This is a genomic window from Agrococcus carbonis (assembly GCF_900104705.1).
GTDB classification, from domain to species: Bacteria; Actinomycetota; Actinomycetes; order Actinomycetales; family Microbacteriaceae; genus Agrococcus; species Agrococcus carbonis.
In genome coordinates this window covers 888,326-913,466 of the sequence record NZ_LT629734.1, presented here as the reverse complement: position 1 = coordinate 913,466, position 25,141 = coordinate 888,326, and the positions used below count along the sequence as shown (strand labels likewise).

21 protein-coding genes are annotated in these 25,141 nt (G+C 73.6%); 11 read left to right on the top strand and 10 right to left on the bottom strand.

Features of this window, described 5'->3' with window-relative positions; all coding sequences use genetic code 11:
- Window positions 1-6 precede the first annotated feature (6 nt).
- Window positions 7-225, bottom strand: coding sequence for an acyl-CoA carboxylase subunit epsilon (locus BLT67_RS04400; RefSeq protein WP_092665895.1), 219 nt, complete (start codon window positions 223-225; stop codon window positions 7-9).
- Between the two features lie 10 nt (window positions 226-235).
- Complete coding sequence (locus tag BLT67_RS04395) at window positions 236-1,861, bottom strand: acyl-CoA carboxylase subunit beta (RefSeq protein WP_092665894.1); 1,626 nt, start codon at window positions 1,859-1,861, stop codon at window positions 236-238.
- Between the two features lie 127 nt (window positions 1,862-1,988).
- On the opposite strand from BLT67_RS04395, the gene BLT67_RS04390 reads away from it, so the two are divergent.
- From BLT67_RS04390 to BLT67_RS04375, 4 genes are read left to right on the top strand one after another with little or no spacing between them, the layout of a single operon-like run.
- A complete protein-coding gene (locus BLT67_RS04390; RefSeq protein WP_092665893.1) occupies window positions 1,989-2,714 on the top strand; it encodes a biotin--[acetyl-CoA-carboxylase] ligase in 726 nt (241 codons plus the stop codon).
- 17 nt (window positions 2,715-2,731) lie between these two features.
- Window positions 2,732-3,205, top strand: coding sequence for a PH domain-containing protein (locus BLT67_RS04385; RefSeq protein ID WP_157674168.1), 474 nt, complete (start codon window positions 2,732-2,734; stop codon window positions 3,203-3,205).
- 42 nt (window positions 3,206-3,247) lie between these two features.
- Window positions 3,248-4,564, top strand: a complete 1,317-nt coding sequence (locus BLT67_RS04380) for a UDP-glucose dehydrogenase family protein (protein ID WP_092665891.1) — start codon at window positions 3,248-3,250, stop codon at window positions 4,562-4,564.
- Window positions 4,561-5,682 carry a 5-(carboxyamino)imidazole ribonucleotide synthase gene (locus tag BLT67_RS04375; RefSeq protein WP_092665890.1) on the top strand — a complete coding sequence of 374 codons (1,122 nt, stop codon included), beginning with the start codon at window positions 4,561-4,563 and terminating at the stop codon, window positions 5,680-5,682. Before BLT67_RS04380 ends, BLT67_RS04375 begins: the two co-directional genes overlap by 4 nt.
- Before the next feature lie 317 nt (window positions 5,683-5,999).
- On the opposite strand, the gene BLT67_RS04370 is transcribed toward BLT67_RS04375, so the two are convergent.
- Window positions 6,000-6,713 (bottom strand): hypothetical protein, encoded by a 714-nt coding sequence (locus tag BLT67_RS04370; protein WP_092665889.1) that lies wholly within the window; start codon window positions 6,711-6,713, stop codon window positions 6,000-6,002.
- A gap of 557 nt (window positions 6,714-7,270) precedes the next feature.
- On the opposite strand from BLT67_RS04370, the gene purE reads away from it, so the two are divergent.
- Window positions 7,271-7,774 carry a 5-(carboxyamino)imidazole ribonucleotide mutase gene (gene purE / locus BLT67_RS04365; protein ID WP_092665888.1) on the top strand — a complete coding sequence of 168 codons (504 nt, stop codon included), beginning with the start codon at window positions 7,271-7,273 and terminating at the stop codon, window positions 7,772-7,774.
- Window positions 7,771-9,141, top strand: coding sequence for an LCP family protein (locus BLT67_RS04360; RefSeq protein WP_092665887.1), 1,371 nt, complete (start codon window positions 7,771-7,773; stop codon window positions 9,139-9,141). The genes purE and BLT67_RS04360 overlap by 4 nt, the downstream gene beginning before the upstream one ends.
- 76 nt (window positions 9,142-9,217) lie before the next feature.
- Here BLT67_RS04360 and BLT67_RS04355 read toward each other — a convergent pair whose 3' ends face one another.
- Window positions 9,218-10,354: a glycosyltransferase family protein gene (locus tag BLT67_RS04355; protein ID WP_092665886.1), complete on the bottom strand. Its 1,137-nt coding sequence runs from the start codon at window positions 10,352-10,354 to the stop codon at window positions 9,218-9,220.
- The gene (gene rfbB, locus BLT67_RS04350) at window positions 10,351-11,334 is read right to left on the bottom strand and encodes a dTDP-glucose 4,6-dehydratase (protein WP_092665885.1); all 984 of its coding nucleotides are present in this window, start codon (window positions 11,332-11,334) and stop codon (window positions 10,351-10,353) included. Before rfbB ends, BLT67_RS04355 begins: the two co-directional genes overlap by 4 nt.
- A gap of 126 nt (window positions 11,335-11,460) precedes the next feature.
- On the opposite strand from rfbB, the gene rfbA reads away from it, so the two are divergent.
- Window positions 11,461-12,327, top strand: a complete 867-nt coding sequence (gene rfbA, locus BLT67_RS04345; protein ID WP_092665884.1) for a glucose-1-phosphate thymidylyltransferase RfbA — start codon at window positions 11,461-11,463, stop codon at window positions 12,325-12,327.
- 51 nt (window positions 12,328-12,378) lie between these two features.
- On the opposite strand, the gene galE is transcribed toward rfbA, so the two are convergent.
- Together galE and BLT67_RS04335 are read right to left on the bottom strand one after the other, a co-directional pair.
- Window positions 12,379-13,389 (bottom strand): UDP-glucose 4-epimerase GalE, encoded by a 1,011-nt coding sequence (galE, locus tag BLT67_RS04340; protein ID WP_092665883.1) that lies wholly within the window; start codon window positions 13,387-13,389, stop codon window positions 12,379-12,381.
- Between the two features lie 56 nt (window positions 13,390-13,445).
- On the bottom strand, window positions 13,446-14,396 hold the full coding sequence (locus tag BLT67_RS04335; RefSeq protein ID WP_092665882.1) for a glycosyltransferase: 951 nt from the start codon (window positions 14,394-14,396) through the stop codon (window positions 13,446-13,448).
- Between the two features lie 126 nt (window positions 14,397-14,522).
- On the opposite strand from BLT67_RS04335, the gene BLT67_RS04330 reads away from it, so the two are divergent.
- Both BLT67_RS04330 and BLT67_RS04325 read left to right on the top strand, forming a co-directional pair.
- Complete coding sequence (locus BLT67_RS04330) at window positions 14,523-16,352, top strand: rhamnan synthesis F family protein (RefSeq protein WP_092665881.1); 1,830 nt, start codon at window positions 14,523-14,525, stop codon at window positions 16,350-16,352.
- 8 nt (window positions 16,353-16,360) lie between these two features.
- Window positions 16,361-17,416 (top strand): glycosyltransferase, encoded by a 1,056-nt coding sequence (locus BLT67_RS04325; protein WP_092665880.1) that lies wholly within the window; start codon window positions 16,361-16,363, stop codon window positions 17,414-17,416.
- Between the two features lie 59 nt (window positions 17,417-17,475).
- On the opposite strand, the gene BLT67_RS13795 is transcribed toward BLT67_RS04325, so the two are convergent.
- Window positions 17,476-20,394 carry a glycosyltransferase gene (locus tag BLT67_RS13795; protein WP_092665879.1) on the bottom strand — a complete coding sequence of 973 codons (2,919 nt, stop codon included), beginning with the start codon at window positions 20,392-20,394 and terminating at the stop codon, window positions 17,476-17,478.
- Between the two features lie 21 nt (window positions 20,395-20,415).
- Here BLT67_RS13795 and BLT67_RS04315 point away from each other — a divergent pair, with 21 nt between their 5' ends.
- Both BLT67_RS04315 and BLT67_RS04310 read left to right on the top strand, forming a co-directional pair.
- The gene (locus BLT67_RS04315) at window positions 20,416-21,915 is read left to right on the top strand and encodes a glycosyltransferase family 2 protein (RefSeq protein WP_157674166.1); all 1,500 of its coding nucleotides are present in this window, start codon (window positions 20,416-20,418) and stop codon (window positions 21,913-21,915) included.
- On the top strand, window positions 21,912-23,015 hold the full coding sequence (locus tag BLT67_RS04310; protein WP_092665877.1) for a glycosyltransferase: 1,104 nt from the start codon (window positions 21,912-21,914) through the stop codon (window positions 23,013-23,015). The genes BLT67_RS04315 and BLT67_RS04310 overlap by 4 nt, the downstream gene beginning before the upstream one ends.
- Here BLT67_RS04310 and BLT67_RS04305 read toward each other — a convergent pair.
- Entirely contained in the window at window positions 23,002-24,243 is a 1,242-nt protein-coding gene (locus BLT67_RS04305; protein ID WP_092665876.1) for an ABC transporter ATP-binding protein, read from the bottom strand. The genes BLT67_RS04310 and BLT67_RS04305 overlap by 14 nt on opposite strands.
- Complete coding sequence (locus BLT67_RS04300; RefSeq protein WP_157674164.1) at window positions 24,243-25,112, bottom strand: ABC transporter permease; 870 nt, start codon at window positions 25,110-25,112, stop codon at window positions 24,243-24,245. The genes BLT67_RS04305 and BLT67_RS04300 overlap by 1 nt, the downstream gene beginning before the upstream one ends.
- Window positions 25,113-25,141: the final 29 nt, after the last annotated feature.

Genomic DNA, 25,141 nt, shown 5'->3' with positions numbered 1-25,141 from the left:
TGCGGCTCAGTCCTGCTGCCAGCGATGCCCGCTCGGGGTGCGCGCCTTCGACTGCCACTCGCTCTCGGTGTCGAGCACGCGTCGGTGCTTCGTCTCGGCCCATTCGTCGGCCAGGCCGACGAGCACGGCCTCGACCGCGGCGGCCTCCTCGGGCGTGGGCGAGCCGCCCACGACGCGCATGAGGGGCTCGGATGCGTCGGGGGACGCGGGGTGCTGATCGGTCACGGCCGCTCCGTCACATCGGGATGTTGCCGTGCTTGCGCTCGGGCCGCTGCACCCGCTTGGTGCGCAGCGCCCGGAACGCCCGCGTGATCATGACGCGCGTCTCGGCCGGCTCGATGATGCCGTCGAGCTCGCCGCGCTCGGCGGCGAGGAAGGGCGAGGCCACGTTGTAGGTGTACTCGCTCGCGAGCCGCGAGCGCACCTCGGCGACGTCGTGCCCGTCGGCCTCGGCCTGCTTGATCTCGTTGCGGTAGAGGATGTTGACCGCGCCCTGGCCGCCCATGACCGCGATCTCGGCCGACGGCCACGCGATGTTGATGTCGGCGCCGAGCTGCTTCGAGCCCATGACGATGTACGCGCCGCCGTACGCCTTGCGCGTGATGACGGTCACCATCGGCACGGTCGCCTCGGCGTAGGCGTAGAGCAGCTTCGCGCCGCGGCGGATGACGCCCGACCACTCCTGGTCGGTGCCGGGCAGGTAGCCGGGCACGTCGACGATGGTGAGGATCGGGATCGAGAACGCGTCGCAGAAGCGCACGAAGCGCGCGGCCTTCTCGCCCGCCTCGATGTTGAGGGTGCCGGCCATCTGGTTGGGCTGGTTGGCGATCACGCCGATCGTGCGGCCCTCGAGGCGGCCGAAGCCGATCACGATGTTGGGCGCGTAGAGCGGCTGCACCTCGAGGAACTCGCGGTCGTCCATGAGCGTCTCGATGATCGCGAGCACGTCGTAGGGCTGGTTGGGCGAGTCGGGGATGATCGTGTTGAGGCGCCGGTCTGCGTCGCTCACCACGCGCTCGGCGGTGTGGTCGTACGCCGGCACCTCCGACTGGTTGTTGTCGGGCAGATAGGCCAGCAGCGCACGCACGTAGTCGAGCGCGTCGTCCTCGTCGGCGGCCAGGTAGTGGCTCACGCCGGAGACGGTGTTGTGGGCGCGGCCGCCGCCGAGCTCCTCGAAGCCGACCTCCTCGCCCGTGACGGTCTTGATGACATCCGGCCCGGTGACGAACATGTGGCTCGACTTGTCGACCATGACGACGAAGTCGGTGAGCGCGGGGGAGTAGACCGCGCCGCCGGCGGCGGGGCCCATCACGATCGAGATCTGCGGGATGACGCCGGATGCGGCGGTGTTGCGCTTGAAGATCTCGCCGTACTTGCCGAGCGCCACGACGCCCTCCTGGATGCGCGCACCGCCCGAGTCGAGCATGCCGACGATCGGCACGCCGACCTTCATCGCGTAGTCCTGGATCTTCGTGATCTTCTCGCCGGCCACCTCGCCGAGCGAGCCCCCGAAGGTCGTGAAGTCCTGCGCGTAGACGGCCACGCGCCGCCCGTGCACGGTGCCGATGCCGGTGACCACGGCATCGCCGAACGGTCGGTTCGACTCCATCCCGAACGCGGTCGTGCGGTGGCGCACGTAGGCGTCGAACTCGACGAACGAGCCCTGGTCGACGAAGCGCTCGATGCGCTCGCGCGCGGTCATCTTGCCCTTCGCGCCCTGCTTCTCCTTGGCGCGCGCCTCCTTCTCGGTCACCGCCTCGCGGTGGCGCTCGCGCAGGTCGGCGATGCGCTCGGCGGTGGTGGCGAGGGGGACCGGGGCGCCGGCGGCCTCGGTGCGGTCAGTCGCGGTGTCGTCGGTCACGGATGCCACTCTAGAGGTCGGCGCATGCGCGGCCTTTGTGGACTCCCACAGCGTCCTGCGCCGATCCGGTGGTGATCCTCTCCATCCCGTGGGGCGCGCATCCACCCGATCGCTCTAGCCTGGAGGCATGCTCTTCCCCGGCGCAGCGCGCATCGCGAAGGTCGTCGAGCTCGACTCGATCGCCTCGACCTTCGACGCCGTCGACGACCGCGCGCCGCACCTCACGACCTGGGCGACGCTCGACCAGCGCGCCGGTCGGGGGCGGCTCGGCCGCGAGTGGGTGAGCCCGGCGGGCAAGTGCCTCGCCGCGACCGTGCTCGTGCACACGGGCCGGATGCCGGAGGACGCGGTCGCGTGGATGCCGCTCGCCGCGGGCCTCGCGCTCGCCGACGCGCTCGACCCGCTCGTCGCCGACCGCGCCGGCCTCAAGTGGCCCAACGACGTGCTCGTCGACGAGCGGAAGATCGCGGGCATCCTGTGCGAGCGGCGGAAGGGCGCCGTCGCCGTCGGCTTCGGGGTCAACCTCACGCTCACCCGCGACGAGCTGCCGACCGACCGCTCGACGTCGCTGACGCTCGAGGGCGCGGAGGGCACCGCCGCCGTGCTCGCCGACGCGGTGCTGTGGCACATGCTGCGCTCGCTCGACGCGCTGCTGCCCGCGCTCGGCGGCGAGGAGCTGCGCACCGCCATCGCCGCGAGCCTCACGACGATCGGCCGCGACGTGCGCGTCGAGCTGCCCGACGGCGAGCTGAGCGGCAGGGCCGTCGGCCTCGGTCCCGCAGGCGAGCTGCAGGTGGACAGCGGCGACCGGATCGTCGACGTGCGGGCCGGTGACGTCGTCCACGTGCGCTGATGCGAGATGATCGTGCGGTGCCGAACGGCGACGAGCGAGTCATCGCGCGCATGCGACCCCATGGGCGCGCCCTCGTCGTGCCCGTGCTCGTGCTGTGGCTCGCGATCGGCGCCGCGGCGGCGCTCGTCGACCGCGTCGACTGGGCCTTCTGGAACATCGCCGTGCTCACCGTCGCCGCGATCGTCGTCGTGCTGCTCAGCGTCGTGCCGACGCTCGCGTGGCTCTCGCGCGGCTTCACCTTCACGACCGAGCGGGTCATCACCCGCACGGGCTTCGGCGGCACGCGGCGCGAGACGATGCTGGCGCGGGTGCACGACGTGACCGTGCGCCGGCGCGGCCTGCAGGCGCTCTTCGGCGCCGGCGACGTGCTGCTCTCCACCGGCGGCGACCGCGCCGTGATCCTGTCGGACGTGCCCGCGGCATCGCTCGTGCAGCGCATGCTCTCCGAGCAGCTGGCCGCGCGCGGCGCGGTCATGCCCGTCGACCTCTGAACCTGCGCGCCACGAGCGCGAACGCAACAAGGAAGGACTCCCATGAAGATCGCTGTGATCGGCTGCGGATACCTCGGTGCGGTGCACGCCGCCGCGATGGCGTCGCTGGGCTACGAGACGGTCGGCGTCGACGTCGACGAGGCGAAGATCGAGCGCCTGCGCCGCGGCGAGCCCCCGTTCTACGAGCCGGGCCTGCCCGAGCTGCTGCGCGCGGGCGTCGACGCGGGCACCCTGCGCTTCACGACCGATGTCGCCGAGGCCGCCGGGAGCGACGTCGTCTTCATCGCCGTCGGCACGCCGCAGCGCGCCGGCTCCGACGCGGCCGACCTCACGTACGTCGACGCCGCGATCGAGTCGCTGCTGCCGCACCTGACCGAGGGCACGCTCGTCGCCGGCAAGTCGACCGTGCCGGTCGGCACCGCGCAGCGCCTCGCCGACCTCGTCACCCCGACGGGGGCGCGCCTCGCGTGGAACCCCGAGTTCCTCCGCGAGGGCTTCGCCGTCGAGGACACCCTGACGCCCGACCGCCTCGTGTACGGCGTGGCCGACGCCGACGACGCATCCGTCGCACGCCTCGACGAGGTGTACGCCACGATCCTCGCGCGCGGCACCGACCGCCTCGTGGTGAACTTCGCGACCGCCGAGCTCGTCAAGGTGAGCGCGAACGCCTTCCTCGCGACCAAGATCTCGTTCATCAACGCGATGGCCGAGCTCTCGGAGACCGTGGGCGCCGACGTCACGCAGCTCGCCGACGCGATCGGCCTCGACGCGCGCATCGGCCGCCGGTTCCTCAACGCGGGCCTCGGCTTCGGCGGCGGCTGCCTCCCCAAGGACATCCGCGCCTTCCAGGCACGCGCCGAGGAGCTCGGCCACGGGCAGACCCTCGGGTTCCTGCGCGAGGTCGACCAGATCAACCTCCGCCGCCGCGACCGCATGGTCGAGGTCATCGACCGCGAGCTCGCCGCCGTCGGCGGCGACCGCGTCGCGATGCTCGGGCTCGCCTTCAAGCCCAACAGCGACGACGTGCGCGACTCCCCGGCGCTCGACGTGTCGCGCCGCCTGCAGGAGGGCGGCCGCGTCGTGAAGGCCTACGACCCCGAGGCCGCCGAGACCGCCCGCTGGGTGCTGCCCACGCTCGACATCGTCGGTTCGATCGAGGAGGCGATCCGCGGCGCCGACGTGCTCGCGCTCGGCACCGAGTGGCAGCACTTCCGCGACCTCGACCCCGCGGAGGTCGCCGGCATGACCGCGGCGCGCGTCGTGGTCGACGGCCGCAACGCGCTCGATGCCGCCGCGTGGGCCGCCGCCGGCTTCAAGGTCATCGGCCTCGGCCGCCCCGACACCGTCCCCGCAGCATGATCGTCGGCGTGATCGGCGGCGGGCAGCTGGCCCGCATGATGATCCCCGCCGCGCTCGCGCTCGGGATCGAGCTGCGCGTGCTCGCCGAGTCCGAGGGCATGTCCGCGTCGCTCGCGGCGACCGCCGTCGGCGACTACCGCGACGCATCCACCGTGCTCGCCTTCGCCGAGGGCGTCGACGTCATCACCTTCGACCACGAGCACGTGCCGCAGGAGGTGCTGCGGGCGCTCGTCGAGGCCGGCCACGCGGTGCACCCCGGGCCCGACGCGCTGCGGTTCGCGCAGGACAAGCGCGAGATGCGCGCGCGCATGGCCGAGCTCGGCGCCCCGCAGCCCGATTGGGCGCCGGTGGATGCGGTGGGCGACCTCGAGCGGTTCCTCGCCGACCACGGCGGGGTCGCGGTGCTCAAGACGGCGACCGGCGGCTACGACGGCAAGGGCGTGCGGGTCGTGCGCTCGGTCGAGGACGCCGCCGACTGGCTCGACGGCGCCGCAGCCGGCGGACCCCGGCTGCTCGTCGAGGAGCTCGTGCCCTTCCGTCGCGAGCTCGCGCAGCTCATCGCGCGACGGCCCTCCGGCGAGGCGGTCGTGTGGCCGCTCGTGCAGACGGTGCAGCAGGAGGGCATCTGCGTCGAGGTGCTCGCGCCCGCGCCGCACGCCGCCGTGATCCAGCCCGTCGTCGACGACGTCGCGCGGCAGGTGGCCGACGGCATCGGAGTCACCGGCGTGCTCGCGATCGAGCTGTTCGAGACGACCGACGGACGCGTGCTCGTCAACGAGCTCGCGATGCGGCCGCACAACTCCGGCCACTGGACGATCGACGGCTCGGTCACGAGCCAGTTCGAGCAGCACCTGCGGGCGGTGCTCGACCTGCCGCTCGGCAGCACGGCGCTCCTCGCGCCGGCGAGCGTGATGGTGAACGTCATCGGCGGCCCGACCTCGGGCTCGATGACCGACCGCTACGCATCCGCCCTCGCCGCGCACCCCGACGTGAAGGTGCACTCGTACGCGAAGTCGGCACGGCCGGGCCGCAAGGTGGGGCACGTGACCGCCGCTGGCGACGACATGGACGAGGTCGCGTACCGCGCCCGCGCCGCCGCCGCCCACTTCGACGCCTGAGCCGCGCCGCCTGACCGGCGCACGGCTGGCAACGACGCGCCGCCGAGGGCCGAGCGTGGTCACGACGCGCCGCACCTCGGGCTGAGGGTGGCCGCGAAAGGCCGCGGAGGCCGAGGGTGGTCACGACACGCCGCTCCTCGGGCTGAGGGTGGTCACGACACGCCGCTCCTCGGGCTGAGGGTGGTCACGACGCGCCGGAACGTCGTCGTGCCGAGCGGCGTGTCGTGACCACCCGCGTGGCCGGCTCGGGGTGCGGGCAGGGGCGGCGCCGCGGCGCTCGGCGGCAGCCGGATGCGGGTGCGGTCCCGCCGCGGCGGTCAGGGCCGGAGCGCGCCGGGGTCGAGGCACGTCGACCAGTAGCCGCGCAGATCTGGCGGCTGCACGGCCGCGAGCCGGGCGCGTTCGCGCACCTCCTCGGCGAACGCCACGAGCGCTTCGCGACGGCCCCGCAGGTGGTGCTTGGCGAACCGCCGCGTACGCCACCCGAGCAGGGCCGGCGCCTCGAGCCGGTCGAGGTCGCGGGCCGCTTGGCGCGGGTCGGTGAAGTGCTGCTCGCCGTCGTACTCCCAGGCGCAGCGCAGCGCTGGCCAGCCGCCGTCGGGGCGCATCAAGAAGCGTCGCTGCTCGTCGAAGACCGAGAAGTTGAGCTCGTCGGTGACGAGCCCGACGTCGGCGAGGGCCAGCCGGAACTCCGTCTCCTTCGGCGACTCCGCGCCCACCCGGCAGTCGAGGACCGCGCGTCTCGCGGCGACGCTGCGCGGCGAGCGTCCGCGCCGCTCGCAGTGCTCGAGCAGCGCTTGCGGTGTGACGCGCACAGCGCCGCGTCGGTGCGAGACGAGCCAATCGGCTACCGCGACGAGCGCCCCGTGGTCCAGCAACGCGGCGAGGTGCACGAACGTGTCTGCGGCCGCTTCGACGCGGAGCCCGTCGATCGTGACGGTCTCCGCGCGCAGCCGGTGCCCGATCACGCCGGGCCGGCGCATGCGACTGCCGCCGGTCGGCGCGGCGATGTGGATGCCGTCGCCCGGCACGGGTGCTCGGCAGCGGCATGCCGTGGATGCGTGCGGCGGTCGTGTGCGAGAAGAAGTGGTCGTCTCGGGCGACGAGGGCGAACGCGTCGAGCAGTGTCCCCTCGTCGGCGAGCGAGCGCAGCGCGCGCACCCCGCGAGTGGGGATCAGGAGCGCGCGGGAGCGCAGCCGCCGGGGCGCGATGCCGACGGCGCGCGCATCGGCGACGCGGAACAGACGCTGGTCGAGCACCCGCGCATCGTGCACCCATGCCGTCGACGCCCGTCGCGCATCCGCTCGACGCCGTGGACAACGCCGCGGACAGCGTCGCGCCCCGCGCCCGGATCTGGTGCGGAGCGTGGTCACGACGCGCCGCGCCGCCACCGCGGCAAGCGGCGTGTCGTGACCACGCTGGTTGATCGAGGCGGCGTGTCGTGACCACCCTGCTTGGCCGTCGCGGCGTGTCGTGACCAGCCGGGACGAGGGGGCGGCGCGGGGGGACCAGGCAAGGGCGAGGGGAGCGCAGGCGGGCGGCGGGGCGCGGTCGGGGAGCGATTCGCGAGCGCGTACCCTGGACGTCATGCCTGCGCAGGTCAGCATCATCATGGGATCCGACTCCGACTGGCGAGTCATGGAGGCGGCGAAGGCCGTGCTCGAGGAGCTGGGCGTCGACGCCGAGGTCGACGTCGTCTCGGCACACCGGACCCCGCAGAAGATGGTCGACTTCGCGCGCGGCGCCGCCGACCGCGGCGTGCGCGTCATCATCGCCGGCGCGGGCGGCGCGGCCCACCTGCCGGGCATGGTCGCGTCGATGACGCGGCTGCCCGTGATCGGCGTGCCCGTGCCGCTCGAGCGGCTCGACGGGCTCGACAGCCTCCTCTCGATCGTGCAGATGCCCGCCGGCATCCCCGTCGCGACCGTCTCGATCGGCGGCGCGCGCAACGCGGGCATCCTCGCGGCGCGCATCCTCGGCGCCTTCGACGACGATCTCGCCGCGCGCCTCGACGCCTTCGCCGCCGACCTCGAGCGGCAGGTGGGCGACAAGGCCCAGGCCCTGCGCGACCGCGTGGGCACCCGCGCATGACGCTGCTGGCCGCCGGCACCCCCATCCGCCACCCCGACACGGGGCGGCCAGAGGTGATGCAGCGGCGCGGCTGGTGGCTCGTCGCGATCGGCTTCCTGCTACCCGGCAGCGCCCAGGTGCTCGCGGGCAACCGGCGGCTCGGCCGCTTCGGCATCGCGATGACGCTGCTGCTGCTCGCGCTGCTCGCGGTCGCCGGCCTGCTGTGGCTCGTGTGGCGCAGCGCGCTGCTGACGATCGTCGCCAACTCGATCGGCCTGCTCGTGATCGAGGTGCTGCTCATCGCCTACGCGGTGCTGTGGCTCGTGCTCGGGTTCGACACCATCCGGCTCGCCAGGCTGCCGAAGGTGCAGGGCGGCGCGCGCGCAGCCATCGCGATCGTCGCCGTGCTCGCGACCGTCGCGCCCGCTGCGCTCGCGGGCTACGGGGCGTCGCTCGTCGACGCGACCCGAGGCCTCGTCGGCAACGTGTTCGACTTCGCCCGGCCCGCGGTCGAGCCGATCGACGGCCGCTACACCTTCCTGCTGCTCGGCGGCGACGCCGGCGACGACCGTGTGGGCCTGCGCGCCGACTCGATGACCGTCGTGACCGTCAACGCCGAGACCGGCGCCGCGACGATGATCGGCGTGCCCCGCAACCTGCGGAACGCCCCCTTCTCGGAGGGCTCGCCCATGTGGGGGCCGTGGCCGAACGGCTTCGACTGCGAGTCGAGCGACTGCCTGCTGAACGGCACCTACACCTACGGCGAGGCGCACCCCGAGCTCTACCCCGACGCCGAGGCGAACGGCTCGAGCCCCGGCATCGAGGCCACGCGCGACGCCGTCGAGGGCGTGACCGGGATCGAGCTGCAGTTCTACGTGCTCGTCGACATGCACGGCTTCGAGGACCTCGTGGATGCGCTGGGCGGCCTGCGGCTCGAGGTCACCCAGCGGGTGCCGATCGCGATCGAGGGCGAGCCGGTGCGCGAGTGGATCGAGCCCGGCACCCGCGTGCTCGACGGCCACGACACGCTCTGGTACGCCCGCAGCCGCGCCGGCACGAGCGACTACGACCGGATGGCGCGGCAGCGGCAGGTGCAGGAGGCGCTCATCCGCGAGTTCACTCCGCAGACGCTGCTGACGAAGTACACCGAGCTCTCCCGCGCGGGGCAGGACATGGTGCAGTCGGATGTGCCGCAGTCGATGATCGGCTCGCTCTCCGACCTCGCGCTGCAGACCCGCGACCTGCCGATCACCAACCTCGAGCTCGTGCCGCCCGCCGTCACGACCGGCGACCCGGACTTCGCGCAGATCCACGCGATGGTGCAGGAGGCGCTCGCCGAGGCCGACGCGATCGCGGTGCCGACCGAGACGCCGACGCCGTCGCCGTAGCGGCGCCCCGCCCAGCAACGCCGCGCGGTCGCCGGTCGCCCCCGGGCGCGCGACGGCCCGCTCGCGCGGGCGCCGGCTACAGGTCGGCGTGCAGCTGCCAGACCTGCTGCGCCGCGGCCTCCCACGTGAAGGCCTGCGCGCGGTCCTGCGCGTGCAGCCGCAGCCGCGCGAGCTCGTCGGGCGCGTCGAGCAGCGTCGCGAGCGCAGCCGCGAGCTCGGGCGCGCCGCCGTCGACCGAGACGCTCGCGTCGCCGGCGATCTCGTCGAGCGAGCGGTTCGAGAGGTGCACGGTCGCGGTGCCGAGCGCCGCGGCCTCGAGCAGCGTCAGCCCGAGCGCGTCGTGCTCGGCGACGTGCAGGTGCGCGAGCGCGCCCCGGTAGACCGAGGCGAGGTCGGCGTGCGAGAGGTCGCCGAGCATCACGAGCCTGCCCGCGGGGATGCCCGCCTCGACGGCGAGCGCCGCGAGCCGCGTCTCGTCCCACTCGACCGGCCCTGCGACGACGACCTTGACATCCGGCATCGCCGGGTCCGCGACCGTCTCGATGAGCCGCTCGGCGTGACGGAGTCCGCCGGGCTGGGTGAGCGCCAGCACGTACGAGTCCGGGAGGGTGAGGGCGCGCTCGGCAGGCGCGGCGGCGGCCGCGAGCAGCGCCGCCGACGGCGCGGGGTGCACGACCCGCACGATGTCGTCCGGCGCGCCGGCGGCCACGAGGTCCTCGGCCACCGCGGTGCTCGGCACGACGATGCCGTGCGCGCGCGCCACCGCGCGCCGCAGCGCCCGCTCGAACCAGCGCTGCTTGCGCTCGGAGCGGTCGGAGAACGACTCGAGCCCGTGGACGGTCACCGTCACCTGGTCGCCGGGCGCGGGGTCGCGCACGAGCGGCGCCATCAGGCTCGTCGCGTGCACGAAGCCGCGCACGGGGATCGTCGTGATCGTGTGGAGCCACGCCTCGCGGAGCTCGCGCGCGGGCACGGCCGTCTGCCGCAGCTCGACGAGCCCGGGCAGCAGCTGCTGCACCCGCTCGGCCCGCGAGTCGGTGATGCGCGCCGAGAGCCCGGCGACCTGGAAGCCCTCGGGAGCGGTCGCGATGAGCCCGCGCGCCATCTCGGCCGAGTAGCGCCCGACCATGGTCGTCGACTGCTCGGCGACCTCGTCGAGCACGACCGTGAGGCGGTCGGCGGGGTTCAGCGCCGCATCCGTCGCGTCGGTCACAGCGCGGCCCGCTCCTTGAGCGGCTCCCACCACGAGCGGTGGTCGCGGTACCACTGCACGACCTCGGCGAGCCCCTCGGCGAAGGGCACCTGCGGCGCGTAGCCGAGCTCGCGCGAGATCTTCGTGATGTCGACCGAGTAGCGCAGGTCGTGGCCCTTGCGGTCCTCGACGTGGCGCACGGCCGACCAGTCGCGCCCGGTGGCCTCGAGCAGGAGCCCGGTGAGCTCGCGGTTCGAGAGCTCGGTACCGCCGCCGATGTTGTAGACCTCACCGGCGCGGCCGCCCGCGAGGACGAGGGCGATGCCGCGGCAGTGGTCGTCGACGTGCAGCCAGTCGCGCACGTTCTCGCCGTCGCCGTAGAGCGGCACGTCGAGGCCGTCGATGAGGTTCGTGACGAACAGCGGGATGACCTTCTCGGGGAAGTGGTAGGGCCCGTAGTTGTTCGAGCAGCGGGTGATGCGCACGTCGAGGCCGTGCGTGCGGTGGTAGCTGCGGGCGAGCAGGTCGCTGCCGGCCTTCGACGCCGAGTACGGGCTGTTGGGCTCGAGCGGGCGATCCTCGCTCCACGATCCCTCGGCGATCGAGCCGTAGACCTCGTCGGTCGAGATGTGCACGAAGCGCGGCACGTCGTGCCGCAGGGCCGCGTCGAGCAGGCGCTGCGTGCCCACGACGTTGGTCTCGACGAATATCGAGGCGTCGCGCACCGAGCGGTCGACGTGGCTCTCGGCGGCGAAGTGCACGATCGCGTCGACGCCCGGCAGCAGCCGGTCGAGGAGGCCCGTGTCGCGGATGTCGCCGTGCACGAAGGCGTAGCGCGGATGCTCGGCCACGGGGGCGAGGTTGGCGAGGTTGCCCGAGTAGGTGAGGGCGTCGAGCACGGTGATCGACGCGCCCTCCAGCCCGGGGAGGCGCTCGCTGAGCGCCATGCGGACGAAGTTCGAGCCGATGAAGCCGGCGCCGCCGGTCACGAGGATCTGCACGCGTCGTTCCCTTTCTCGCACCGGCAGGCCGGCGCATGGCGCTCCAGTCTACGGGCGCGTGCCAGGCACCGGCGCCCGGCCGGCGGGCACGCGCACCGTAGACTCGCCGGGACGAGAGGGGGCCGGATGCGCGGCATCATCCTGGCGGGCGGGTCCGGCACGAGGCTGTGGCCGATCACGCGCGGCATCTCGAAGCAGCTCGTGCCGATCTTCGACAAGCCGATGATCTACTACCCGCTGTCGACGCTCATGATGGCGGGCATCCGCGAGGTGCTCGTGATCACGACGCCCGAGCACGCCGAGCAGTTCCAGCGGCTCCTCGGCGACGGCTCCGAGCTCGGGATGCGCATCGAGTACGCCCAGCAGCCGAAGCCCGAGGGGCTCGCGCAGGCGTTCCTCATCGGGGAGGAGTTCATCGGCGACGAGCCGGTCGCGCTCGTGCTCGGCGACAACATCTTCCACGGGACGGGCCTCGGCTCGAGCCTGCGGCGGCACCACGAGATCGACGGCGGCCTGATCTTCGCCTACCAGGTCGCGAACCCCCGCGACTATGGCGTCGTCGAGTTCGACGAGGCGGGCACCGCGGTGTCGATCGAGGAGAAGCCGGCGCAGCCGAAGTCGTCGTTCGCGGTGCCGGGCCTCTACTTCTACGAGGCCGGCGTGGTCGAGGTGGCCCGCGGCATCCGCCCCTCGGCCCGCGGCGAGCTCGAGATCACCGCCGTCAACGAGCACTACCTGCGCGAGGGGCGCCTGCAGGTGCAGACGCTCGACCGCGGCGTCGCGTGGCTCGACACCGGCACGTTCGAGTCGATGATGGCCGCGAGCGAGTACGTGCGCGTCATCGAGCACCGGCAGGGCACGAAGATCGGGTGCATCGAGGAGATCGCGTGGCGCGCCGGCTGGATCGACGACGCGCAGCTCACCGCGCTCGCCCAGCCGCTGCTCAAGAGCGGCTACGGGCAGTACCTCGAGCGGCTGCCGCAGCTCGCCTGACCGCAGCGCGCCCGACCGCGGCGGAGCCGGCGCGCGGCGGCGCCGCCACGATCACCGGGCATAGCCCCGAGGGTTGCCCGACTGCCAGCGCCACGCGTCGGCGACGGCCTCGTCGAGCGAGCGCGTCGCCCGCCAGCCGAGGCGCTCGTGCGCGAGCGCCGGGTCCGCCCCGGTGACCGCCGCATCCCCCGGCCGCCGCGCGGCGACCTCGTAGGGGAGCGGCCGCCCCACGGCGCGCTCGAACGCGCGCAGCACCTCGAGCACCGACGCGCCCTCGCCGGTGCCGAGGTTGACGGTCAGCACGCCCGGCTCGAGGTGCTCGAGCGCCGCGACGTGGCCGAGCGCGAGGTCGACGACGTGGATGTAGTCGCGCACGCCGGTGCCGTCGGGCGTGGGGTAGTCGTCGCCGAACACGCGCAGTCGCTCGAGCTCGCCGGCGGCGACCTTCGCGATGTATGGGGCGAGGTTGTTGGGGATGCCGTTGGGGTCCTCGCCGATCTCGCCGGAGGGATGCGCCCCGATGGGGTTGAAGTAGCGCAGCACCGCCGCGCGCAGGCGCGGGTCGGCGGCGGCCGCGTCGGCGACGATCGCCTCGATCATCGCCTTCGTCCGCCCGTACGGGTGCTCGAGGTCGAGGCCGACCGGGTCGTCCTCCCGCAGTCGCCCGCCTGGCTGCTCGTAGACGGTGGCGGTCGAGCTGAACACGAAGCGGTCGACGCCGCGCTCGGCCATCGCCTCGAGCGTCGCGATCGCGCTGCCGACGTTGACGCGGTAGTACGCGAGCGGATGCGCGACGGATTCCCCTACCGCCTTGCGGCCGGCGAAGTGGATGACGGCGTCGATCGCGTGGTCCGCGATCGCGCCGGAGACGACGGCCCGATCTCCCGCATCCGCCACGACGAGCGGGATCTCGGCGCCCGCGATGCGCGCCGCGCGAGCGACCGCCTCGGGGCTCGCGTTCGAGAGGTCGTCGAGCACCACGACGGCATGGCCTGCCTCGACCAGGGCGATCGCGGTGTGCGAGCCGATGTATCCGGCTCCGCCCGTCAGCAGCACGCGCACGGGGCCTCCTCGGGACAGGTACGAGGAACGCTACAGCGCGACGCCGCCGCCGAGGCTCACCAGATGCCGAGGCGCAGCACAAGGTCGAGCCAGCGCCGCTCGGCGGGCTCGCGGCGCAGCTCGGGCACGAGGCGCCGCAGCGCCGCGCGGGAGGCGAAGTCGCTGCGCTCGAACAGCGGCGCGATGCGCTCGAGCCGCTCGCCGGTCGGCCCGGTCGCCAGCGACGCGGCCAGCCGCGCGATCGCGGCGCACTGCGTGCGGTAGTCGCCGCTCGCGAGCCGCCGGGCGCGCGACAGCGCCGCGCGCAGCCCCTTGTTGGCGCCCGTCGCGTTGGCGCCGTGCTGGCGGTAGTCGATGGTCGGCGTCGGGTCGATGCGCCAGCGCCGGTCGGTCGCACGGGCGATCGCGTAGACGATCCAGTCGTGCGGCACGCTCTCGTCGACGAGCGGATGCGCAGCGACCACCTCGCGGACCGTCGCGAACGTGGACGCGGTGAGCACGAAGGTGCAGCCGGGGCCGGCCGACTCGAGCAGGTAGTCGAGCTCGACCTGCGGCTGCGACTTCTCGAGGTACTCCGTGACCTCGCTGCCGTCGGGCTGCGTCCAGAAGGCCGTCACGGAGGAGGAGATCGCATCCAGCCGGTGCTCGGCGATGAGCGCGAGCTGCCGCTGGAAGCGGTCGAGGTGCCAGCGGTCGTCCTGGTCCGCGAGCGCGACGGCCGTCGCCCCTGTGACGTCGGCGTCGCGGATGAGGCGCAGGAAGTTCGCCTGCGGCGTGCCGAAGCGGCCCGGCTCGAGGAGCGTGATGCGGTCGTCGCCGAACCCGCGCAGGATCTCGAGCGTCGCATCCGTCGAGGCGTCGTCGGAGACGACGATGCGCACCTCGACGCCCTGCTGGTCGAGGATCGTGCGCACCTGCTCCTCGATGAACTCCTCGCCGTTGTGCGTCGCCATCAGCACGGCGACGAGCGGCGTCGCCGAGGCGCGCTCGGTGTGCTCGTCAGTCATCAGGATGCCCTCCGTGGCGTCGGCGCGCGGGGCGCGATCCGATCGACCAGCGTAGCGCCGCGACCCTGGGCTCTCCCCGGCGCGGGCCCTGTGCCGCCGATGCGGGCGGATCGCTAGCCTGGGCCCGTGACTGCTGCCCCGCACCGACTCGCGATCGTCGCCCACCGGGACCCCCGCGGCGAGGTCGGAGCGCGCGTCGACCTGCTCGTCGAGGGCCTCCGCACGATCGTCGACCGCGTCGTGCTGGTCGCGGATGCGCTGAGCGCAGCCGGGCGGGAACGCGCCGACGCGCTCGCCGACCGGGTCGTCGTCGCGCCCGCGGGCTCGGCGATCGCGCTGCTCGCGGCGGGCCTCGCGTCGGTCGACGACGAGGTGCGCCAGGCGGCGTCGGTGCTCGTGACGGACACGGAGCGGTACGGGCCGATGCCGGGCGTGCAACCCGGCCTCGCGGCGCGCATCGCCCAGCGCCCGCGGGACGCGGCGGCGTGGACCTGGGCGCGCACCGCGCCGAGGCAGGCGCTCGAGCCCTCGCCCTGGATCTGGGCGGAGCCCGAGGTGCTCGCGCACCAGGCGTGGCGCACGTGGTGGTGGTCCGCCCGCGACGACGACGGGCGGCTCGGCATCCACGATCTGGTCGAGGCGCTCCGCGCCGGCGGCGTGTCTGTCGGTGCGCTCGCAGCCCCGGCCGACCCGCGGGTCGAGCGCGCGACGCTGGAGCTGAGCGATGGCGCGGCACCCTTCGTCGAGCGGGCGCTGCTCACCGGCGACCCCGTCGAGCTCGAGGAGCAGGCCCTCGACCCGGCCGGAGCGTGGCGCATGCTGCGGAACGGGGGCTATCCGATGCGGGTCGCCGCCGCCGACCTGGGCCGCGCCGCGCCCCCTCGCAGGATCGCCACCAACGCGGGCGCCATGCGCGTCCTGGCCGGACCGGGCGAGCTGTTCGGCACGGCTCCGCGCGTCGCCGTGCTCGCGCACATCTACTACCCCGACGCGCTCGCCGACCTGCAGCTGCACCTGCAGCACCTCCCGCCCGGCTGGAAGCTCATCGTGACGACGGGGAGCGAGGCCTCGAAGGCCGAGCTCGAGCGGATGATCCCCGTCCACTTCCGCTCGGAGACGCCGGAGCGGGTCCCGGAGTTCGAGGTGCGCGTCGTCGAGTCGAACCGCGGCCGCGACATCTCCGCCTTCCTGATCGGCTGCGCCGATCTCCTGCGGCCGCAGCCGGACGGCTCGTACGCCTTCGACGTGGTGCTCAAGGTGCACTCGAAGCGCTCGCCGCAGGATCCATATCCCCGCGCGAGCCGGTTCCAGCGGCACGTGCTCGAGAGCCTGCTGGGCGGGTCGGATGCGGCGACGGCGCTGATCCAGCTCTTCGTCGACGAGCCCGAGCTCGGCATGGCGATGCCCCCGCAGATCCACGTCGGCTACCCGACGCTCGGGCGCGCGTGGTTCGGCAACCGGCCGCTCGCCGAGCAGCTCGCGACGCGGCTCGGCATCGACGTGCCCTTCGACGAGGGGTCGCCGCTCGCGCCCTTCGGCTCGATGTTCGCCGCCCGCCCGGAGGCGCTGCGGCCGCTCGTCGACAGCCTCGGCTGGCACGACTTCCCCGACGAGTCGGGCTACCGCGACGGCGGCACCGCGCACGCGGTCGAGCGGCTGTTCGCCTACGCCGCGATCAGCGAGGGCTACGCGGTGCGCACCGTGACGACGCCCGAGATCGCCGCAGAGTCGCACCAGATGCTCGAGTGGAAGCTCCAGGAGATCCTCCGCGACGTGCCCGGCACCTCCCGCCAGCAGGTGCAGCTCGCGGCCGCCGCGACGCGCGCCGCCGCGCTGCCCGCCGCCGCGATCGTCCGCTCGGGGCGCGCCGCCGCGCAGGGCGCCGGCCGGCTCGGCGGCGCCGCTGCCCGCGGGGCGCGCGCCGCGCTCGCCCGCATGCGTCGCGGCGGGCGGTGAGGGCCAGGATGCGCGTCGTCGTCTTCCCGGCCTACCGCGAGAACCCCTTCCTCGGCATGATGCTCGGCGCGGCCGAGCGCGAGGGCGCCGAGATCGTCGACGCGCGCACGCTCGACGAGCTCGAGGCCGCGCTCGCCGAGCGGCCGGCCGAGACGGTGCTCCACATGCACTGGACGAACCCGATCGCGCAGTCGACGAACAACCCGGTCGTCGCCGCGCGGAACGCGGGCCGCTTCCGCCGCATGGTGCGCGGTGCGAAGCAGCGGGGAGCGCGCGTCGTGTGGACGGTGCACAACGTGCTGCCGCACGGGGCGAAGCACGCCCGGGTCGAGCGCGGCGTGCACCGCTTCCTCGCCGAGGCGGCCGACCGCATCCACGTCATGCACCCCGGCACCGCGGCGCTCGCGGCGCCCCACTACGCGCTGCCGGGGGAGCGCATCCGGCACATCCCGCACCCGAGCTACGCCGGCGCGGTTCCTCCGGCCGTCGACCGGATCGCCGCGCGCGAGCGCCTCGCGATCGAGCCCGAGGCGCTCGCGGTGCTCTTCCTCGGCCAGATGCGCGCCTACAAGGGCGTGCTCGACCTCATCGACGCCGCGGGCCGCGCGGCCGCGCAGCGCCCGCTCGTGCTGCTGCTCGCCGGCAACGCGACCCCCGACGAGACGGCGGCGATCGACGCGGCGCTCGCCGCGCATCCGCGCCTGCGGGCCGTGCGCCACCTGCGGTTCGTCGACCACGCCGAGCTGCCCGGCTGGTTCGCGGCCGCCGACGTCGTCGCGCTGCCGTACCGCCGCATCCTGAACTCGGGCAGCGTGCTGCTCGCCGCGACATACGGCGTGCCGGCGCTGCTGCCGCGCGAGGCGCACCTCGAGGCCGACTACGGCGACCAGGCGTGGGTCACGCTCTTCGACGGGGCTGAGGGCCTCGAGCGGGCGCTCGAGCAGGCGCGCGTCGACGACGGCGCGGCGCGGGCCGCGGCGCTCGCGGATGCGGCGGCGTGGACCCCCGAGGATGCGTCGCGCGCGCTCCTCGGCGTGCTGCGCGAGGCGCTCGGCGAGCGCTGATCGCGGCCGCGGGGGTAGGCCTGCGCCCTGCGACCGCTCCCGCCGGTGCGACGGTCCGGTCAGCGCGACCGAGCCGCGATCGCCTCGACCTCGTCGAGCAGCTCGACGAAGCCCACGGCCATCGCGTACGGCGAGCGCTCCTGCGCGTACGCGAGCGCTGCCGCGCGCACCGCGGGATCGCGGTACCAGTCGTCGCGGAGGAGCGCCGCGATCGAGCGCTGCGCGTCCGCGGGATCGAAGAAGCGGATCCACGCCTGGTCGCCGTAGTCGGCCGTGATCGTGTGCTCGTCCGGCAGGATGACCGGCAGTCCGTACGTGGCGGCGAGGTGCATCGAGCCCGAGTTGAGGATGTGCCGGTAGGGGAGCACCGCGACGTCGGCGGCCGAGAACCAGTCGGCGACCTCGTCGTCCTCGATGAAGCGCAGCGCGCTCGTGATCGCGACCTCGGTCTCGTCGAGCTCGTCGATCTGCGCGCGCAGCTCGGGCGTCGGGTTGCCCGCGAGCAGCAGCTCGACCGGGTGCTCGTCCTGCAGGTCGATCGCGGCGCCGAAGAGGTGCTCGAGGCCCTTGTAGGGGCGCATCTGGCCGAAGAAGAGCGCCTGCGTCGTGCCGGGCGCCGAGCCGATCGCCGCACGCGCATCCGACTGCTCGACGCGGGCGCCGTAGATGCCCGCGTACGACGAGTGCGGCAGCACGCGCAGCTTCTCCACCGGCAGCTCGTACAGGTCGCCGATCGCCTCCTGGGTGGTGGAGCCGAGCACGTGGATGAGGTGCGCGCGGTCGGCGATGCCCTGGTGCAGGCGGATGGCGGCCTCGCGGAAGCGCGTGTCGTGCGGCAGCACGTTGTGCACCGTCCACAGGATCGGTCGCCCCGCCGCGCGGGCGTGGTCGAGCGCCTCGAGCACGTCGTCGACGATCTCGCCGGCATGCTGGTCGTCGCGCGCCTTCTCCGTGATGGGGCTCGTCCACTGCACGTGCACGACGCCCGCGTGCCCCGACCGGAGCTCGCCGATGAGCGCACGCGGGTCGACGGTGCCGTCGAAGCGGTCGCCGCGCGCCCTCGCGGCCGTCTGCAGCATCGTGACGTACGGATTCGACATCCAGTTCGGGTAGGCGTACACGCGTCGGGCGGGCGCCTCTGCCGGGCTCGGGGCGAGCGCCGTGCCCCGTCGGCGCGCGACGCGGAGCGCGAGCGGCTCGGCGGCGAGCGGCTCGACCCGCAGCGCGACCTCCCCCGTGCCGCGCAGGGTTCCGGGGAGGGCGCGAGCGACGACCGGCAGCTCGACCGGGCCCCGTCCGCGCCGCTCACGGCGCAGCGCGACGGCGAGCGTGCGGTCGGCGGCGGCGGTGCCCAGCGCGATGCGGGCGCTCCAGGCGGTGACGCCGCCCTCGATCGCCCGCGCCCACGCCGGTGCGACCCGCGCGTAGCGGCCGTCGGTCGAGCGCACGGCGATCGAGAGGCGGTCGGCGAGGTGCAGCGGGTTCGAGAGCTCGACCTCGCCGCGCAGCACGAGGTGCTCGCCCTCGACGCGCAGCATCGTGAGCCGCGCGCGGCGCAGCGGCAGCCCGTCGAGCACCGCCCACGCAGCATCCGCCGTCGCGCTCTGCGCGCGGCGCGCCGGGGCGCTCGGGGGAGCGACCTGCTGGAGCGCGGCGCGCGGCACCCGCTCGAGCGCGGCCTCCGCGCGCCGGAGCAGGTCGGCGGCGTGGTCGCCGGTGACGAAGCCGTGCGCGACCGGCAGCACCGCGCGCGAGACGAGCAGCTCGGCGGCCATGCGCGCCTCGATCGCGTCGTCGACCTCGAGCATGCCCGCCGCGTCGAGCGCAGCCTCCGCGACGACGGGCGCGGTGCGCGGCGACGGCGACACGAGCGGGCTCACCACGACGTCGAACGACGTCGCGTCCCACGATCGCCGCGAGGACGAGCCGAGCCGGGCGAGCGCAGCCGGGAGTCCTGCCCAGCGCCGGCTCGCGCCGCCGGCTGCGAAGAAGCGCAGCGCCGCGGCGCGCACGGGGTCGAGCTCGTCGAGGTCGTCGCCGAGCACCTCGACCATGCGGGCCGCGAGCCGCTCGATGCCCTCGACGAGGGCACGGTCCTCGACGAGCGGCACGAGCTCGGCGCGCGTCCACCACTGCCCGAGGGTGTGCACGCCCACGTAGTGCTCCACCGCCGCGCGGTCGCCGTGGGCGACGACCTCGTCGATCGTCGCGGCCGCCTGCTCGAGCCAGTCCCCGAGGGTGCTCGGGCGCAGGTAGTCGGCGCTCACGGTGTGCTCGTGCCGCCGGTGCAGGTAGACCTCGACCGGGGCGACCGCGATGTCGTGGGCGGCGAGCTGCAGCCGCAGCATCGGCAGGATGTCCTCGCACTGCACCCCCTCGGGGAAGCGCAGGCCGATGCGGTCGATGAGCGAGCGCCGGAAGAGCTTTGCCCACACGACGTGGTCCTCGAGCAGCGGCGGCATCTGCGGCAGCGCGTACGTCGCCCAGCCACGGCGGAACTGCGGGCCGTGCATCGTCCAGTAGCGCGAGCGGCGGCGGCGCACCCCGCCCGGGAAGAAGTCGACGCCGATGGCGGTGGCCATCTCGGTGCCCGACGACTCGAGCGCTGCCACGAGCACCTCGATCGCGTTCGGCTCGAGCATGTCGTCGGAGTCGCAGAAGGCGATGAGGTCGCCTGCGGCGGCGTCGAGCCCGATGTTGCGCGCGCGGCCGATGCCGCCGTTCGGCGTCTCGATGACGCGGAACCGCCCGTCGCGAGCGGCGTACCGGTGGGCGACGGCCGCCGCTTCGTCGGGCGAGCCGTCGATCACGAGCACCGCCTCCCACGCGCTCCAGGACTGCGCCAGCAGGGAGTCGAGGAGCTCGGGCAGGACCGCCTCCGTGCCGTAGACCGGTACGATGATCGACACCAACGACTGGTCGTGCCGTGCGTCGGGCGACGTGGTTGCCAACATGTGCTCCTGTTCGTCGGGATGCATCAACAAGTCTAGGGAGCGTGCGTGAGTCCAGCCGGCGGAGCCTCGCAGGCGGTCGACCCCCAGCACCCAGTGGTCAGCGTCGTGGTGCCGATGCGCGACGTCGGCGAGTGGGTCTCGCAGACGGTCGAGTCGCTGCGGCGGCAGACGCTCGAGCAGATCGAGGTGCTGCTCGTGGACGACGGCTCGAGCGACGACACCGTCGCCCGCGCGCAGGCCGCGATCGACGGCGACCCCCGCTTCCGCATCCTCGCCGGCGAGGGCCGCGGCGCCGCGCGCGCCCGCAACCTCGGCATCGCCGAGGCGCGCGGCGACTACCTCGCGTTCGCCGACGGCGACGACATCATCCCGGCGGACGCCTACCGGATCCTCGCCGGCCAGGCCGCGAGCACCGACGCCGAGATGGTCGTCGGCAACCACCTCGTGATGGAGCCGCAGCGGCTCACGACGCGCGACCAGAGCCTCCCGATCTACGGGGAGGTCCGCACGGGCATCACGATCGTCGACGAGCCGCGCTTCCTGCGCGACCGCGTGTGCTGGAACCGCATCATCCGTCGCAGCAGCTGGCAGTCGGCGCGGCTCGCGTTCGCCGACGCCCGCCGCTCGAACGACATCCAGGCGATGACGCACGCGTACTGCGCGTTCGCGTTCGACGTCGTCCCGCAGCCCGTCTACGCCTACCGTCGCCGTGTCGGGTCGACCTCGATGACCTCGAGCAAGCAGCAGCCGGGGCCGCTGCGCGACCACTTCACGCAGGAGATCGCGTGCCGCGACGCGGTGCGCCGACTGCGCGACGACGCGCTCATCGAGCGCTACTTCGCCGGCATCCTCGAGTTCGACATCTGGGCGCACGGCGTCGCGGCGGTCGTCGACGAGTCGCCGGAGTTCGACGAGGCGCGCGACCTCCTGGTCGAGCTCGTCGCCTCCGCGCCGCGCGCGTCGTTCGCGGCGCTCGACCCGGTGCGGCGGCTCGCCTACGGCCTCATCGCGCGCCGTTCCTGGGCCCTTGCGCGCGCGATCGTCACGTCGCACGAGGGCACGATCGAGGCGTTCGCGACCCGCGACCTCGACGCCCAGATCGCGGCCGCGGTGCTCGCCGATCGGGAGGCGCACACCGCGCTCGCGGTCGTGCTGCGGAGCGAGCTCATCGTGCCGATGTCGATGCCCACGACGCCGGACGACGAGGTGGTGCGCCTCCACGCGCTGCTGCGCGACGTCGTCGGCGCCGGCATCGCGCCCGCCGCGCTCACCCGCCACATCCGCGCGCTCGTCGACCTCCCCGCCGAGGCGCCGCCCGCGACCCTCCGCGCCGCCGCCGCGCTCGCCGTGGAGGCCGGATCGCTCGGCACGAGCGCGCGCAAGCTGCGCGACGTCGCCGCTGCCGCCGCGCACGGCGACCTGCGCGGCGCCGCTCGCGCGGTCGGCAGCGTGCGCTCGCATGACGTGACGACGATCGTGACCGAGCTGCGCCCCCGGCACGTGCGCCTCGCCCTCCGCCGAGCGGCCCGCAGGATCCGCCGATGAGCGGCGGGGCACCCACGCGGATCGTCATCTTCCCCGCCTGGCAGGACAACCCCTACCTCAACCTGCTGCACCTGGCCACCGGCGGCGCCGGCTACTGGCTCGACCGCGTGAAGACGATGGAGGACGCCCTCGCGGCGATCGCCGAGGACCCGGCGGACACGATCCTGCACATGAACTGGACGTCGCCCATCTGCCAGGAGACGCCGGACCCGCTCGAGGCGCGCGAGCGCGTCGACGCGTTCGTCGGCGGCCTCGAGCGGGCGACCGAGGCAGGGCTGCGCATCATCTGGACGGTGCACAACGCCATGCCGCACGACGCGATCCACCGCGACCTGGAGCTCGAGCTCCACGAGGCGCTCGCGCGGCTCGCGCACGCGATCCACGTCATCAACCCCGCGACGCCCGAGGTGGTCGCGGAGCACTACGCGCTGCCGGCTGACCGCATCCGCTGCATCCCCCACAGCAGCTACCAGGGCGTCTACGGCTCGCCCATCCCGCGCGACCGCGCGCGCGCCCGCTTCGGCCTCGCCCCCGACGAGCTCGCCGTGCTGTTCCTCGGCCAGCTGCGCCCCTACAAGGGCGTGCTCGACCTGCTCGAGGCTGCGAGCGAGGCGCAGCGGATGCGGGGCGGCCGCGTCGTGCTCATGCTCGCCGGGAAGGTGCGGGCCGACGAGGTCGCGGCGCTCGACGCCGCGATGCCGCTCGACGTGCGCGTGATCCGCAGCTTCCGGTTCGTGCCGGACGGGGAGACGGCGTGGTGGTTCGGCGCCGCCGACCTCGTCGCGCTCCCGTACCGCAACATCCTCAACTCGGGCTCGATGCTGCTCGCCCAGACGTTCGGCGCGCCGGTGCTGCTGCCCGACGAGCCGCACGTCGTGTCGCACCACGGCGACGAGACGTGGGTGCGGCTGTATGACCGCACGCGTCCCGTCGAGGCGCTCGCCGAGGCGATCGCAGCGGCGCCGATCGACGACGAGCAGGCGAGGGAGGCCGCGTTCGACGCGGCGCGGGCGTGGAGCCCCTACCGGATGTCGCGCGCGTTCCTCGCGCTCGTGCGCGAGGTGCAGGCCGGTCGCGAGGAGCGCGTCAGCGCGGCATGAGCCGCGTGCTGCCCTCGGCGGCTCCGGTGCGCAGCTCGCCGAACCCCGACGGCAGGTAGAGCGTCCCGCCGCTCGTGGTGTGGTCGCCCCGCTCGACCCCGAAGCGCTTGCCGCCCCAGATCTTGTCGGCGGGCTCCTCGGCGCCCTCGGCGCGCACATCGGCGACGATGCGGTAGCCGCCCGCGCGCACGGGGAGCGAGGCGAGCTGGATCTCGACCGTGCCGTGGCCGCGCTCGAGCCGCTGCGGCAGCCAGTCGCGGTCGTGGCCCGTGATGTTGAAGACGGCCGTCTGCTGCGAGTCCCGGATCGAGATGGCGAAGTCGGGCCGCTCGATCGGCTCGTGGGCGTAGAAGGAGAGCCGCACGGTGAGCGGTCGCGTGGGGTCGACGGTGTCGAGCTCCTGCCCGTCGGTGCCGAGCAGCTCGATGTCGGTGAAGCGCACCTCGCCGGTGCCGAAGCGCTTGAGGCCCTCGACGCCCTCCACGGTGCCGGTGCTCGCGCGCCCGTCGCCCGTGTAGCGGTCGACGATCTCGCTCGCCGGCCCGACCGCCTGCAGCTCGCCGTGGTCGAGCCACGCCGCCTGGTCGCAGAACGTGCGCATCGTGCCCATCGAGTGCGACACCACGACGACGGTCTTGCCGGAGGCCTTCAGCTCGTCGAACTTCGCGAGGCACTTCGCCTGGAAGTCCTTGTCGCCGACCGCGAGCACCTCGTCGACGAGCAGCAGCTCGGGCTCGGTGTGGATGGCGACCGAGAAGCCGAGGCGCACGTACATGCCGCTCGAGTAGTTCTTGACCGGGTGGTCGATGAAGCGCTCGACGCCGGCGAAGTCGATGATCGACTCGAGCTTGCGGTCGACCTCGCGGTCGCTCATGCCGAGGATCGCGGCGTTGAGGTACACGTTCTCGCGCCCCGAGAGCTCCGGGTGGAAGCCCGAGCCCACTTCGAGCATCGCGGCCATCCGCCCGCGCGTGACGATGCGGCCCTCGTTGGGCTGCAGGATGCCCGCGATGCACTTGAGCAGCGTCGACTTGCCGGAGCCGTTGAGCCCGAGCAGCCCGAACGTCGAGCCCTCCGGCACCTCGAGCGACACGTCGCGCAGCGCCCAGAACTCCTCGTACTTCGCGCGGCCGCCCTTGAGCACCGTCGCCTTGATCGACTGGTTGCGGTCGTGGTAGACGCGGAACCTCTTCGAGACGCCGTGCACCTCGACGGCTGTGCCGGTCATCAGAGCTCCTCGACGATCTTGGCCTGGAAGCGGGTGTAAACGAACAGCCCGACGATGAGCGTGCCCGCGGCCCACAGCGTGAGCGAGAGCAGCAGCTGCCACTCGGGGAAGGCGAAGTCGTAGACGACGCGGCGGTACGCGGTGAGGAACTGGAACACCGGGTTGGCCTCGAACGCCGCCTGGAGCGGCACGGGGCCGCCGAGGAACCGGTAGCCGGACTCGTCGAGGCGCTCCTGCACGGTCGCGACCGTCCGCACCGGGATCATGACGCCGGATGCGTAGAAGAAGATCTGGGTGATGATGCCCCAGAAGTGCTCGATGTCGCGGAAGTACACGATGCCGATCGCGAGCACGAGGCCGATGCCGTAGATGAACACGACCGTCAGGGCGATGAGCGGCACGAGCATCCAGATGCGCAGCAGGATCTCCCAGCCGCCGAGGACGCCGCAGATCACGGCGACCGCAGCGATCTCCGTGAGGTAGGTCGCCGCGCGCGAGAGCACCTTCGAGGCGGGCAGCGTCCACCGCGGCAGCGCGACCTTCTTCAGCAGGCCCTGGTAGCCGAGGAACGACTGCATCGCCTCGCGGATGCCGACGTTGATGAAGCCCCACGTGACGATGCCGACGCCGAGCCAGAGGGCGAAGAGGTGGATGCCGGAGTTGATGCCCGGGTCGGCTTCGGCGCCGAAGATGAGGCCGAAGACGATGCCGTAGATCGCGACCTGCGCGAGCGGGTTGATGAGCGACCAGACCCGGCCGAGCGCGGTGCGCTTGTACTCGGAACGGATCTCCCGCAGCGTGAGGTTCTTGAGCAGGTTGAGCGTGATGCGCCGAGCCCCAGGGACCGCACGCTCAGCGCTCGCCGACATGCTCCTCCACTCGCCCGGCCCCGTTCCGG